The sequence below is a fragment of the Leptospira perolatii genome, from assembly GCF_002811875.1.
GTDB classification, from domain to species: domain Bacteria; phylum Spirochaetota; class Leptospiria; order Leptospirales; family Leptospiraceae; genus Leptospira_B; species Leptospira_B perolatii.
The window spans coordinates 1-14,093 of record NZ_NPDZ01000016.1; the positions used below are offsets into that span (position 1 = coordinate 1).

The window sequence follows — 14,093 nt, forward strand, 5'->3', positions numbered from 1 at the left end:
AAAAAGGTTAATTCAACAACCAAAAGTGTAACCCATGTCTCCGGTTTAAAGTGTTACCTATGTTCCCGGTTCTTCACTGTATTGGGCGGGGGGGCTGGTGGTGGGTACCCCCGCCCGGCAAAAAGCCAGATATCATAGATTAGCTCTTGAGGCAAGTGGGTTTCTTCAAGAGGGGCCTTGTAGGAGCTCCTACGAGGCGGCTCCCCTCGCCTTCTTTCGCAGTTTTCGGAGGCAAATCTTACTTTCGGTGAAAGATCTTACCTTTTCCCCAGAAAAAAACTTGCTATTTCCCCAATCCGGGAGTCATATATTTAAATAGTTCATTCTTAAACTATCTAAATATGGGAAGTCATTTCAAAGGGAAAACGAGAGAAGTACAGGTGCTGGATGCCTATATCAAGCTAGGCAGATGCACCGACTCGATTCGCTCTATGGAAGATAAGGTGCTTGCTCAGTATGGTCTGACAAGTGGGCAATTCGGATGTTTGGAGACCTTGTTTCACGTAGGACCAATGTGCCAAAAAGAAATTGGTCAAAAACTTTTTTCCTGCGAAGGAAATATTACCCAGATTGTAGATAATCTCGAAAAGAGAAGTTTGGTCCAAAGAATCCGGAAGGAAGAAGATAGAAGATATTTCATCGTCCATCTTACCGATACAGGAAGGGAACTGATCAATCAGGTATTTCCGGTTTATCTTTCTTATCTAAAGGAAAAGATGTCCCAACTCTCGGATACAGACCTGGACACTTTGGGCCAAATCTGCAAAACGATTGGAGTTCGAGATGTATAGATGCAAATGGTCTTTTTTTGGCCCATATACTTTATGAATGAATTATTTATTCAATTACTATTAGTTCTCGAATCATTCGGAGGAAATAATCATGATTCAGGCGATTTTCAAAACAAATAAGGACACCTCGGGGCTCGTGCTTCGCTTAATACTAGCGTTAGTATTCTTTCCACATGGTGCTCAAAAGGTACTCGGTTGGTTCGGTGGCTACGGCTTTACAGGATCACTTCAGTATTTCCAAGGACAAGGAATTCCTACAATTTTTGTACTTCTGCTTTTCGCTGCGGAATTTCTGGGCCCCATCGCTTTGGTACTCGGACTTTTCACACGAGTTTCTGCTTTAGGGATCGGAGTCGCGATGAGTGTTGCAGCTTTGGTCCATCTTCCAAACGGACTCTTTATGAATTGGTTCGGTAACCAACAAGGCGAAGGTTACGAATTTCATTTACTAGCAATCGCGATCGCCGCTGCTTTAGTAATCAAGGGGGGCGGCCTTGCTTCCTTGGATGGAGTCTTAGCAGAACAAAAACGAACCGCGTAAGTTTTATTTCTCCGCGCCTAGAAACTTTTCAACCAGAGCTATGTTTCTCTTAGGAAAACGCGCAAAGACACAATGCACCTGTTACCAGCTGACTTGGGAAGGAAACTTCCCTTTTTTTTCTAATCTAGCAGAATAGAATTTTTAATTCGTTGTTTGTATATTTCCCACTTGAGAGTCAGATTTTACTGAAATTCCTGCAACATAGTTTCGTAGAATTCGATTCGCTTTCGAGTCTATTAACTCAGATATGCGAGGAGCGAGAAACTCTACAAGAATTCTTCTCATCGGGCGACGACTTTTAAGGTACATACTGCCCGTTCGATCTTTACATTCCACAATCAACTATTGGAAAGAATTGGTTCTTGCCTCGGTTCTTTTCACCATGACCGTTCTCGGAACCTTGGTGTATTTTCCGAGTATCAACCTTGCCGCAAAAGAAGGACGCTACGCGATCGTTTGGATGGATACGATCGCGCTGTTCGTTGTGTACCTACTTCTCTTTAGAAAAAAAATCCCCTATTCTATAAAAGCTTATACTGTTCTAGGATTGAATTATTTGCTCGGGACAGGATTGCTCATGACAATCGGCACGGAAGGTGGTGGTCTACTTTGGTTGTTTCCGTTTCCAATTTTAGCCGGCATTCTTTTTAATTTTAAACACGCAGTCTTTTCACTTGGGCTAAATTTCGTTTCTCTTATTATAGTTTCCACATTCCTAATGTTACAACCTTTAGGGTGGAGTATGCCTCAGGAAAGATTTTGGGTCGTAGGACTTAATTTCATGATCACCAACGCCTTAGTATGCGTCTCGATCATGATCCTGATGAGAGGTCTTCAAGAAAATATTAAACGAAAAGATGAATATCTCAGATTTCTAAAAGCGAAGAATTTCCACATAGGCAGATCTAAAAAGAATCTGGAGAAAGAAATACTACAAAGAGTGGAAATTGAGAAGGAGCTAGCAGAGAACCTAAAAGACAAAGAGGTGTTACTCCAAGAGATCCACCATCGAGTCAAAAATAATCTTCAGATCGTTTCAGGCATGCTCAACCTGCAAAATATATATGCCTCCGACATGGACACCTCCGAGGTTTTGGGAAAGGCCCAAGACAGAATACAGGCCATGGCTTTGATTCACGATCATCTTTACCAGCAGGACAAATTTTCGAGCATCAACATGAAAAACTACTTAGGTGCGCTCGTTCGACAACTGGTCTCTTCTTACTCATCTCTGGATAGTAGAGTCACTCTTTATACGGATATCGATCCTTTGCACATTCCGATGGAGAAAGCAATCCCTTGTGGCTTGATCGTAAACGAACTAATTTCCAATTCTCTAAAGCATGCGTTCCCGAACGGTTTGGCAGGGAGCATTAAGGTCAGCTTGAAATCCGGAAAGGAAAGTTCAGATCTTTTGCTCACTATCCGGGACGATGGAGTGGGGATGCCATACGAATTGCAGGGGATCATCCACACGATTCGTTCGGTTCCGATCGTCAAACAAAAGCAGACAGTAAAAGTAGATCGATCCAGACCTGAGTCCTTAGGTCTGATGATCGTAAAGTCTCTTTTGGCTCAGCTCAAAGCAGAAATTCGAGTCAAAGTAGATAATGGGACCGAAGTTACTATGTCCTTCCCAAAAACTTGACTCGCTTCCTATTTCTGAAAAACTCAAACAAAAAGCTTCCAGTCCTATTCGGGAACCAATCTAAATACTATGAACTCAATCTTACACGATCCTCAGGCAAAAAAGTTTTATACTAAACTGGATTCTGGATTAGAAGCACATGTTCTTTATCAAGACGAGGAGAATGGGGTTTGGAACATTTACTCTACATATGTTCCTCCTGAGCTGAGAGGACACGGAATCGCATCCGACCTGGTGCATGCAATTTTGGAAAAAGCTAAATCAGAATCCAAGCAGATCATTCCTACTTGTTCGTATGTGCAAACTTTTCTAAAAAGAAATCCTGAATATTCTTTCATGGTCAACGAATGATCCATCACATAGCAATCGCGACAAAAGATGTTTCTGCACTAAGAGAATATTATTTGTCGCTTCCCGGGTTGAACTGGGAGAGGGACCAAGTAACCGAACTGGGAGAACTTCGTTCTACTTGGTTTCAATCTGGAAATTCCAGGATCATGATCGAGAAAGAAATCGAATGCAAAGGACCTTACGCACTGATTTTTGACGGTTCGGATAAATCACTCAGGAAAAAGGTAGAGCTTACGTTCGGAAAAAGCTTCGAATCAAGAACCGATTACACGGTTTACTTTAGAGATCCAGATGGAAATAAAATAGGATACAGCTCCTATCCAGATCCCTGGAATTAGAATATCAAGAAATCTTCATAGGCTCGAGTCCGCAAATTCCGAGCGCCGCGATATAACCGGTGGTCCATGCATTCTGAAAATTGAATCCGCCAGTGATTCCGTCTATATCTAGAGCTTCTCCCGCAAAGTACAAACCCGGAATGATTTTACTTTCCATGGTTTGAAAGTTGATTTCTTTTCTTCTGACTCCTCCGCAGGTTACGAACTCTTCCTTAAAGAGGCCTTTTCCTTTCATTTGGAAAGAATACCTTTTTAGACTTTCCACCATCTCGTGCAAATCTTTGGAAGAAACTTCGGACCATCTCTTTTCTCCCTTTAGTACTAACCCCCACAATCTTTCCCAAAGTCTGGAAGGAAGTCCAAATTCGGACCTAGATTCTGGCTTTCGATTCGGAAATTCTAATTTTCTTTTTTGTAATTCTGATCTCAAATCTTCTCTCGAAATATTTGGGATCAAGTCCAAAAGTACGGTTGTCCTGTAATCAGAGTCGAACAATTCTCGAGCACCCCAGGCGGATAATTTCAGAACGGCCGGCCCACTCAATCCCCAGTGAGTCACTAACAAAGGGCCTCTTTGCTTCAACTTAAAATCAGGTAAGGAAATCTCCACATCGGAAACAGAAAGACCTGACAATCCTTCTAACAATACAGAATCAATTTCAAAGGTGAACAAGGAAGGAACAGGTGGTTCAATCTTGTGACCAAGATTAGCAGCCCATTCCCAAACTTTGCGGGAAGAACCGCTCGCGATCAGCACCTTATCAAAGTTCTCCTCGTTTCCTTCCCACTTAACAATAAATCCAGCACCATTTTGAGCCGGATAAATTCCGGTTATCGGAACTTTCGTGCGAATAGAAACATTCAAACTTTTTGCCTCACCTAACAAACAATTAACGATGGTCTCTGAATTGTCTGTTACGGGGAAAATTCTGCCGTCGAGTTCTGTCTTTAGTTTCACTCCCTTATTCGAAAACCAATCGATTGTATCCTTGGGCTGAAAAAGCTCGAAGGCATATCTCAGTTCCTTGCCGCCTCTCGGATAATTTTTTGCCAAATCTTCCGGGGAAAAACAAGAATGAGTTACGTTACAACGTCCTCCTCCGGAAATTCTGACTTTCGTTAGAATATTAGGAGATTTTTCAAAGAGCACAACTCCGACTTGGTTTCCCGATAATTTTCTGATATGGATCGCGCTAAAAAAACCAGCGGCTCCGCCTCCGATAATTGCTACCTTTTTCGGAGAATTATTCGAATGCAATCTCAGACCTTTTCAGGATATTTTTCCCATTTTTCCGGCAGAGAAATCAGTGAACGCATTTTGTATTTCTTCAGCAGTATTCATTACGAACGGTCCGTACCTTGCGACAGGTTCATTAATCGGAATTCCTCCGAGAAGTAGGACTTCCCAATCAGAATCCGTAGGAGCCTTCAGCCAGATCGTATCTCCTTCCTGGTCATAAAAAATAGTTTCGCCTTCTTGTATATGAAGTTCTACTTCTTCATCGGTGGCGCTTCCATTCCCTACAAATGGATACGCGATCAGATTAAATCCTTTCGGCACAGGAATTTCTGCTTTGGAATTTTTAGACAACTTTAAGTGGAAGAGAAGAATAGGAGTCTGTGTACTAATCGCTGCAGAAGTTCCCCAAAGTTCGCCCGCAATCACCTTAGCCCAAACTCCATCCTTTTCCACAGTGGGCATAGCTCTTCCATCCAACTCTTGGTAATTCGGATTCATGAATTTTTTTACACCGGGTAAGTTGATCCAAATCTGAAATCCATGCATTCTTCCGCCCTTCGACTGAAAATCTTTCGAAGGTAATTCAGAATGAATCAATCCGGATCCAGCTGTCATCCATTGAACACCACCAGGTGTCAGCTTTCCGGCATGCCCCCAGGAATCTCTGTGTTCCATTTCACCTGACAGCAAATAGGTGACAGTTTCAAAACCTCGATGAGGATGATCGGGTGCTCCAACCGCTTTACCAGGAGCATATTCTACCGGACCCATCTCGTCCAGTAATAGAAAAGGATCCCAAAAGGAGATATCCCGAGTAGGAAAGGGTCTCCTTACTGGAAATCCTCCTCCTTCGATTGTTTTTTCAGAAATGATTGTACCTGCTATTCTTCTAAGACTCATAGTTTATCCTACTATAATACTTGGACAGAGTACTTGCCTAATTTAGGGATTCTTTTTCCCTTCATAGTAAGTTTTGCTCACATCAGACTTCTTGCTTTCCAAATAGAAAGTTCCTTAACATATGCTTTCCACCGACAGTAGCGAAAGACTCCGGATGAAACTGAATCCCCTCCATAGGATATTCCTTGTGTCGAATACCCATCAGCTCTTCGCCAGCAAAGCAAGACTTTTCCCACTCTTCGGATAACGATGAAGATTCTACGACCAATGAATGGTACCTCATTACTCGGATCGGATTCGGCAAATCTTGAAAGACACCCTTTTGATCGTGTCGAACTTCTGATACCTTTCCGTGCATTGGAAATTTCGCACGAACGATTTTGGCCCCGCCAAAGTTTGCCATCCCTTGCATTCCAAGGCAAACTCCCAAAATCGGGATCTGACTTCCGAGTTCCGAAAGTATCTTGGAAGAGATTCCGAAATAGCTTGGATCTTCAGGGGTTCCGGGTCCGGGAGAAAGCACAATTCTTTCGTATTTCTGATTGGCTAAATGCCTAAAATCAACCTCGTCATGTCGAAACACATCTAAGCGAAATCTAAATCCCAGCTCGGCCTCCAAGATTTCGCCTAACATCTGGAACAGATTGTATGTAAAAGAATCATAATGATCAATCAAAAGAACTCTCATATTGCCACCTCCATCGCCTTTAGAACTGCTCCCATCTTATGTATGATTTCGGAGTATTCGTATTCTGGGTCGCTATCGTATACGATTCCCCCGCTCGCCCTTATAAAGCTGCCTTTACTTGAGCGAAAGTAACTTCGTATAGGAATGCAAAATGAGCAGTTTCCATCAAAACCGAATCTTCCGACCGCACCACCGTAAGGTCCTCGCGGATCATTCTCTACCTTCTCTATAATTTTCATCGTCTCCACCTTTGGCGCGCCGCTCAACGTTCCTGTAGGAAAAGAAGAGGCCAAGGCAGAAAACATGCTAAGCCCTGGCCGGATAATCCCGCTGATTTCCGTGGAAAGGTGTTGCACGTGACTGAAACGCTTTAGAGCAAAAGAATCTCTTACTTTTACCGTGCCGAATTTTGCGACTCGTCCAAGGTCATTCCGATGCAGATCCACCAACATATTGTGTTCCGCAATTTCCTTCGGATCGGATAAAAGACGCAACGCCAAAGATCTGTCCTCTTCCTCGTTCGAACCCCTTCGAATCGTTCCGGCTAAGGGGAATGATTCCATAAATCCGTCTTTCAATCGAAATAACAACTCTGGACTAGCGCCTAATAAAGTATCCGTTCCGAATTTCAGATAAAACATGAAAGGAGAAGGATTCACTTTACGAAGCGATTCATAGAGAGAAATATCCGATCCTTGAGATTCATAAGATTTTTTGAAACCGATTTGGCACTGAAAGGTATTTCCTTTTTGGATCTCCTCCATTACCTCTTCTACCATCAATCGATGATCTTCTTTCGTCCGAGAATCTCCCAGAAAATTCGCTCTAAACCGGTCTATTCTATAGTCTTTTAAAGAAGTATGATATATTCTTTCGAACATATCAAATCTGTCCGTTCCATAGAAAAAGTATTTCGATTCACCTGTTCTTCTATCAATCAGAACCCCATCTTCCATCCAAGCAAATCGAAACTTAGGAAAATCTAGATGTTCCTTCAGCTTCAAACCTGGCTCCATATCGTTTATCGCTTCGTAGGAAAGATAGCCGTATAAACCTCCCCCTCCCGATTCCGTTGCTTCCAAATAACTGGTCTTTGGCGGAAAAATTTCAGAAAGAAGTTGATACGGATTTCCTTCGGCGATTAGACCCTTTTCGGATTCCAGTCTCTTTCCCTTTGCGGTTAATACACGCTTTGGAAAGGCAGAAATAAACGTGTATCGCGAATTGTCGGACTCTACCCCCAAACTCTCGAGCAATACTACTGTTTCCGATTCCCTTTCTAAGTGCGCGAGAAACTTCAAAGTCTCGTTTTCGCGTAGAGGAAAAGGTCGAAAGTGGGGTTGATACGAAAAAGAATTCGCCTCTCTTTTCAGTTCTCTAATGTCCTCGCTCATCTTACTTCCATCTCCATATTTGAATTTGTTAATATCATTTCCATATTACCTTTTCCTGCTGGAACCATCGGGAATACGTTTCAAATGCAACGGAACTTGACCAGTGATAATCACGAGTGGAACGGAATCACAGTAATCGTCTGCAACCGCAGTGACCAGATTGGTAACTCCGGGACCAGAAGAAGCAAAGCATACAGAGGCTGATCCAGTGCTCCTTTGTTTTTCTTTCAGTTTCGTTTCCATATTTCTCCCAAAAAGGATCAGAACAAAAAAAAGCCCCCTCCGGCTTTACACCGGAAGGGGCTTTTTCTGCATGATTGCCTGTGAATCGTCCCTACGGCGTAAAGCCAGCCCTTGGTAGTAAAACTACTACCATCCAAACGACCACCCAAAGAGTGAGGTTAGACTGTATTCCGCGAGAATTCATGAATAATATAAAGGGCAGATTGCCCTGTCGACATTCGGAAATACTTAATTTTAGAATGCAATCATTTTTTACTGAGCTAGTATTATTTTTCAGTAATTCGATTCACACCCGTGTTAAAACGTAATAGATTCGTTTGAAATAGATTTTGGTAAGATCTTAAATTTATCTTTAAAGATACCTATATAGAAGTTAAGATTTCTGAAAAATGGAAAAGGAATCCTTATGGCTAGCGTTACTCTCAAAGGCAACTCAGTGCAATTGGAAGGAAATTTACCTTCTCTAAATAGCAAAGCACCTATGTTTTCCGGAATCGCACAAGATCTCAAAACGATGAACTTATCCGATTTTACTGGAAAAGTAAAAATACTGGTAGGGGTTCCCAGTTTAGATACCTCGGTTTGTGCAATGGAAACGAAAAAGTTTCACGAAAGAGCAGCCAAAATGGACGGAGTAGTAACTGTCGTGATTTCGGGAGATCTACCATTCGCGATGAAACGCTTCTGTACAATGGAAGGCATCAATTCGCCGAACTTGGTGACTTTGTCGCAATACAGAGATTTCTCTTTTTCGAAAGCGTACGGCACTCATATCGCTGATGGCGGAATGAAAGGCCTATCGGCAAGGGCTGTATTTGTATTAGATAAAAATGATACAATAAGGTACGTGGAGCTGGTTCCTGAAATCGCTAGTGAACCCAACTATGAGGCTGCAATTGGAGAAGCCAAAAAGCTTCTATAAAATCTGCCGAAAAGAAAAAACCCTCTCCCGGTTAAAGGAGAGGGTCATATGAAACGGATATTCGGTATTTTCAATCACTTCTAAACATCAATACCAGATTTCCACACCTAGGAGAGTCCAAACTCCTGTGTCTTCAGACCAGGAATTTCTTAGTTAGCTTCAAGAGCTTATCCACAAAACCTGTGTAAGGTGGATACATTAGATTGATCGAGCTAACGGCTGCTTGCTTGAACACAGCTTTTTCATGCGAAAAGGTTCTAAAGCCCCACCAGCCGTGGTAACTACCATGCCCGGATTGATTGATTCCACCAAAAGGAAGATGCGGATTCGCCAGATGGATGATTACATCGTTCACTGCAACTCCGCCCGAGGAAGTCTCTCTAAGCACCTTGGAAATCGCTTTTCTGCTTTTTCCGAAAATGTAAAGTGCGAGAGGCTTAGGCTTGGATAAAACTTTCTCCACTGCATCATCTAAATTTTTATACGACACGATAGGCATTACAGGTCCAAAGATCTCATCTTCCATAATCCTAGCATTCTCTGGAACGTTAGAGATCAAAGTTGGCGCGATAAAATTCTGAGAAGAGTCTGTCTGTCCTCCTAGAACTACCTTTGCTCCTTTCTCGGTCGCATCGTGAATGTACCCGGCAACTCTTTGGAAGTTTCTTTGATTTACCAGCCTGCAAAAATCGGGATTGGATTTTACACTGTCTTCATCCTTTCCATAAAAGCTTTTTACAGCTTCGGTAGCGTATTTTACGAATTCATCCGTCTTACCTTCCGGAAGCAGTAAATAATCAGGAGCGACACAGGTTTGGCCCGCGTTCATGATTTTTCCCCACATCAACTTTTTGGCGGCCTTTTTCAGATCCGCTCCGGGAGTGATAATCGCAGGAGATTTACCACCTAACTCAAGGGTTACGGTAGAAAGATGTTTTGCCGCGGCGGCCATCACGATTTTTCCAACGTGAGTGCTTCCGGTAAAGAAGATATGATCGAACGGGAGCTCCATCAGTGCGGTAGAAACCGTGTGATCTCCTTCAAAGACCGCAACCTCGTCCTCTGGAAAAGTTTCTTTTACTAATCGAGTCAGCAGCTTAGAAGTTTCTGGAGTAAATTCAGAAGGCTTTATGATCGCAGTATTGCCTGCGGATATCGCCGCTACCAGTGGTGCTATCGCTAAATAGAACGGATAGTTCCAAGGCGCAATGATCAAGGTCACACCTTTTGGCTCATATATAACCTTGCTAGATGCTCCGAACAAGGAAATCGGAGTACTCACTCGAATTGGGCGCATCCAACCTTTTACATGTCGAATCGCATCGTTCGCCTCTGCAATGCTTGGCATAATTTCGGTAAGGTCAGTCTCGTGCGGAGCCTTTTTGAAATCGCTCTGCAATGCTTGTTTAATATCCGGTGTTAAGCGCTCGATCGCTGCCTTTAACTTTTTAAGCCTTTGGATTCTTTCCTTTGCTTTGGTTAATTTCAATACTTTGTGGAAATGCCTTTGCTGGCTATGAAAGACCCTTTCCATTTCCTTTGGATTAGCTGGCGGAAAAGATGCGCTAGTGGAACCCGATGCCGGTGTAGTTTGGCGGGATTGCGTTAAGGTGGTCTGCATTTAGGTGTGCTCCTTTTGCACAGGGCTCGAATACGAGTCAGAATCTAAAGGATTATCAAACTCTATTTCAGAGAAATAGGCAACCCTTTTATTGAACGATCATTCCGTAACAAGCAGTGAGCCCCCTCTAATAACTGCACCTGGGTCGGTTTTTCAACCAATCGTTCGGAGAACCAACTTTTAAAAAAGTCGTCTGTTTTATGAAACGTTAGTCGCCATTCTTGATTCATAATTCCAATCTTTCTATAGCGGTCATGTAATCAAACGTTCACTCCAGTAAAAAACTTTAAAAAGAAAGCGCCACTAACGTACATTTTTTTCAACATTTTTCGTATATATAAATCATCTAAGCGTGACTTTGAATGCCTATCTTTGCTCACGCTTCATTTTAAAAATTCGAAAAGAGATTTTGTATGAGCCAAGTGGCAACACCTGAACTATACCACCACAAGGATGCTGGACTCTTCAGCAACTTAAAGGATCTAAATCAACCAATCAAAGAAAATGTTCCGTTCCATTTCAAATTTCATACACTAACAGAAGACATTGATACGATTTTAGCGAGAACTTTGGATCGCTTCCTCTTGCATTTGGATATTATTTATATTAGAGATTCAGTTTTTGCCGCATTAAAAGAGACCGTGTCCAATACAGTAAAAGCGAATGTGAAAAGAATCTATTTCAGAGAGCTACAAGCCGACATTCATGATCCTCTGAAGTATCGCAGCAACATCGTAGGCTTTAAACAGACTTATTTGGAAAACAAAGATAAGTATGATAGCCTACTTCACAAAAACAACTATGTGATTGTGGTTTCATTTATTCATAATAAAGAAATGATTCGAATCCGGGTCATGAATAATGTCAAACTTAGTTTAGAAGAAACCGAGCGCATTAACCAGAGAATCGGTCAGGCTAAAACTTATACGGATCTAGCGGAAGCTTTTCTAGAGAACAATGACGAAACAGAAGGAGCCGGGTTAGGACTAATAATGATTCTGATGATGTTAAAAAATGACGGACTCGGAGCAGGTTCTTATAGAGTAGAAAGCCAAGGAAATAATACTTCTATTATCATCGATATCCCTCTGAACATTCAGAAAGAAAACCTTCAGCTCAAAAAAGTCGAAACCATTATCAAAGAGGTCGATCAGCTTCCCACTTTTCCGAAGGCGATACAAGATATCCAAACTATGATCGATAAGCCGAATTCGAGTATTAATCAGATCGCAGAAATGATCAAACGAGACGTTTCGCTCTCCGCAAATATCCTAAAGCTTGCCAATTCTGCAGCGTTCAGAAGAGGGGGAAAAGTGGAGTCTCTGGATAGAGCAGTCCAGTTAATCGGACTAAAGGAACTGCAAGGCCTGCTCTACTCCTTAGGTACAAAGGAAATTTTGGAAAAAAGATATCCTGCATTCCTGATGATTTGGGAAAAATCGAACCAGTGCGCGTACTATTCCAAACTCATCGCTCAAAGAATCGGACTCAACAAGGATGTAACGAGCAATCTAGTCTCTGCGGCACTTTTGCACGATATCGGTGAAATCATCCTTTTATCCCTAGAACCGGAGTGTATGGAAAAAATTCATACTTACTCTGCCTCCAAGGAAATCGCTTCTGCAATCTCAATGGAAGAGGCAAGCCTTGGAATTACTCATACAAAGTTAGGCGCTCTGATCGCGGAAAAATGGCATTTTCCTCAACTATACTCTGACGTTATGGAGTATCATCACAGACCTTTAGCTCACAGTGAAGGGAACAAGGAATTTCTTTATCCAATCTACTTGGCAGACATGATGATCAAAATCGGAGAAGGAGAAGCAAAGTTTTCTGAAATTCCAGAGGATATACTCAAATTTTGTAATATTCTTTCTTCCGGAGATTTTCATTCCTTCCGGACAAAGGCTGCAGAAAGTTTTAATTCCGTATACTGATTTCCGAACAGTGTAAGCCGACAAATGGGCATTTGACTATCTGTAACGAACGCTATTCAAAGTTTTTCTAATTTACCCAAGGATTCAAAACAATATACCTTCGGGCGTATTGTGAAAGAGCACGTTATGCACACATAATCAAGGCATTCCCGGAGGGGATTTAAAACATGTCGCGCATAACTCGACAAACAACAAAACTACTTGCTACTCTTTCACTGGTGCTTTGCGTTTCCTGCTCTTCCCAACAAGATCCTGCTTACCAATGGCTCTTAGGTTTGGTAGATGGAAATCCTGCTGCACCTGCTCCCACAGGATCTCAAGACTTTGGAATTGATATACAGGACGAAACAGCTCCTGTAGATTTTGTCTTTGATACGACTCGAACCATATTGGTGAACGTTCAAGTTCTATTGGACGGCACTACCGGTTTGCCGTTAGACGGAACTTCCGTACAAGTCACCATGGCTTCATCGGACCCAAGCCTTCCCAGTACTAAAACGATTTTCTCAGCGTACACAAACCCGAACGGAGAAGTCCAAGGTAGCTTTACCGTAGACGCTGATACGAATTGCGTCCACTTACGTGTAGAGGCGTTCGGAAAACTTTACGAAGCAGATATTGATATTATAAAGGTTACGAAGATCAGCAGACGTATCTCGATTTCGTTTAACGGAAACGTGATCGAACTTCCAGATACTGACGGAGACGGTGTGCCTGATATCGCAGACTCTTATCCAACGGATCCGAATAGAGTTAGCACGATTCGGATTCCAGCAACGGATTATTATTCCATCGCATTCGAAGATTTATACCCAGCACAGGGAGATTCAGATTTCAACGACTACGTAATCCGCGCAGTGTTTGAAGAAGATCTGAATAAATACGGAGAAGTCGTCCGAGTCAGAGGAAGGTTTACACACGTCGCAAAAGGTGCAGCCTATAATCATGTTCTGAAAATCGGCTTACCACATGCAGAAGTTGCAAACTACACTCTCCAAAGAATCAGTACAGACGGAAGCACGGTCGAAGCCAATCTAGAAGGCACAGGCCCTGCAATGGACAGCTTGGAAGTGTTGCCTAGCAGTAATACGACGATCACCTCTTCTAACGCGAGCAAAAAGAATACGACTTTCCAAATCGGAAAATCGGCCAAGTTAGAAGTGATCCTTTCCAAACCAATATCCAAAATTGCGCTGGGTTCTGCGCCTTATGATACATTTATCCATGTGATCAATACTGGAAAAGATATCCATATGGCAAATCGGTTCTTTGATTCAGCAGGAAAGGATTTGTATAGAGACAGCACTGGATTCCCTTGGGCTCTACTCATCCCGGGAAATTTCCTCTGGCCTTACGAAAGAATCAATATAAGAACCGCTTATTCACAGTTCCAACCTTGGTATGAATCACTTGGAACTACTGATTTGGATTGGTTCCGAACTCCAAATCTGTCGGATGTATTTCCAGCAACGCCCTAAG

The 14,093-nt window shown here is 42.4% G+C and carries 13 protein-coding genes and 1 pseudogene; 8 read left to right on the forward strand and 6 right to left on the reverse strand.

The window, feature by feature from the left end; all coding sequences use genetic code 11:
• The first annotated feature begins 341 nt into the window (after positions 1-341).
• The 5 genes from CH373_RS16780 (at position 342) to CH373_RS16800 (ending at position 3,669) form a co-directional block, all read left to right on the forward strand.
• Positions 342-791 (forward strand): MarR family winged helix-turn-helix transcriptional regulator, encoded by a 450-nt coding sequence (locus CH373_RS16780; RefSeq protein ID WP_100715104.1) that lies wholly within the window; start codon positions 342-344, stop codon positions 789-791.
• 91 nt (positions 792-882) lie between these two features.
• Complete coding sequence (locus tag CH373_RS16785) at positions 883-1,332, forward strand: DoxX family protein (protein ID WP_100715103.1); 450 nt, start codon at positions 883-885, stop codon at positions 1,330-1,332.
• Positions 1,333-1,579: 247 nt separating this feature from the next.
• Positions 1,580-2,980 (forward strand): sensor histidine kinase, encoded by a 1,401-nt coding sequence (locus CH373_RS16790; protein ID WP_100715102.1) that lies wholly within the window; start codon positions 1,580-1,582, stop codon positions 2,978-2,980.
• A 69-nt stretch (positions 2,981-3,049) separates the two neighbouring features.
• Positions 3,050-3,331 carry a GNAT family N-acetyltransferase gene (locus CH373_RS16795; RefSeq protein ID WP_100715101.1) on the forward strand — a complete coding sequence of 94 codons (282 nt, stop codon included), beginning with the start codon at positions 3,050-3,052 and terminating at the stop codon, positions 3,329-3,331.
• Positions 3,328-3,669 carry a VOC family protein gene (locus tag CH373_RS16800; protein WP_100715100.1) on the forward strand — a complete coding sequence of 114 codons (342 nt, stop codon included), beginning with the start codon at positions 3,328-3,330 and terminating at the stop codon, positions 3,667-3,669. Before CH373_RS16795 ends, CH373_RS16800 begins: the two co-directional genes overlap by 4 nt.
• 4 nt (positions 3,670-3,673) lie before the next feature.
• On the opposite strand, the gene CH373_RS16805 is transcribed toward CH373_RS16800, so the two are convergent.
• The 5 genes and pseudogenes from CH373_RS16805 to CH373_RS18845 all read right to left on the reverse strand — a co-directional run.
• Positions 3,674-4,927: a BaiN/RdsA family NAD(P)/FAD-dependent oxidoreductase gene (locus CH373_RS16805; RefSeq protein ID WP_100715099.1), complete on the reverse strand. Its 1,254-nt coding sequence runs from the start codon at positions 4,925-4,927 to the stop codon at positions 3,674-3,676.
• A 12-nt stretch (positions 4,928-4,939) separates the two neighbouring features.
• Positions 4,940-5,809: a pirin family protein gene (locus CH373_RS16810; RefSeq protein WP_100715098.1), complete on the reverse strand. Its 870-nt coding sequence runs from the start codon at positions 5,807-5,809 to the stop codon at positions 4,940-4,942.
• An 82-nt stretch (positions 5,810-5,891) separates the two neighbouring features.
• Positions 5,892-6,497 carry an anthranilate synthase component II gene (locus CH373_RS16815; RefSeq protein ID WP_100715097.1) on the reverse strand — a complete coding sequence of 202 codons (606 nt, stop codon included), beginning with the start codon at positions 6,495-6,497 and terminating at the stop codon, positions 5,892-5,894.
• On the reverse strand, positions 6,494-7,891 hold the full coding sequence (locus CH373_RS16820) for an anthranilate synthase component I family protein (protein WP_100715096.1): 1,398 nt from the start codon (positions 7,889-7,891) through the stop codon (positions 6,494-6,496). The genes CH373_RS16815 and CH373_RS16820 overlap by 4 nt, the downstream gene beginning before the upstream one ends.
• 81 nt (positions 7,892-7,972) lie before the next feature.
• A pseudogene (locus tag CH373_RS18845) lies at positions 7,973-8,107 on the reverse strand (thiamine pyrophosphate-binding protein); the annotation flags it as partial.
• A gap of 433 nt (positions 8,108-8,540) precedes the next feature.
• Here CH373_RS18845 and tpx point away from each other — a divergent pair.
• The gene (gene tpx / locus CH373_RS16830) at positions 8,541-9,056 is read left to right on the forward strand and encodes a thiol peroxidase (RefSeq protein ID WP_100715094.1); all 516 of its coding nucleotides are present in this window, start codon (positions 8,541-8,543) and stop codon (positions 9,054-9,056) included.
• A 133-nt stretch (positions 9,057-9,189) separates the two neighbouring features.
• Here tpx and CH373_RS16835 read toward each other — a convergent pair whose 3' ends face one another.
• The gene (locus CH373_RS16835) at positions 9,190-10,677 is read right to left on the reverse strand and encodes an aldehyde dehydrogenase family protein (protein WP_100715093.1); all 1,488 of its coding nucleotides are present in this window, start codon (positions 10,675-10,677) and stop codon (positions 9,190-9,192) included.
• Positions 10,678-11,090: 413 nt separating this feature from the next.
• On the opposite strand from CH373_RS16835, the gene CH373_RS16840 reads away from it, so the two are divergent.
• Together CH373_RS16840 and CH373_RS16845 are read left to right on the forward strand one after the other, a co-directional pair.
• Entirely contained in the window at positions 11,091-12,614 is a 1,524-nt protein-coding gene (locus CH373_RS16840; RefSeq protein ID WP_100715092.1) for an HDOD domain-containing protein, read from the forward strand.
• Between the two features lie 167 nt (positions 12,615-12,781).
• Complete coding sequence (locus CH373_RS16845; protein ID WP_100715091.1) at positions 12,782-14,092, forward strand: LruC domain-containing protein; 1,311 nt, start codon at positions 12,782-12,784, stop codon at positions 14,090-14,092.
• The last annotated feature ends 1 nt before the right edge of the window (position 14,093 follow it).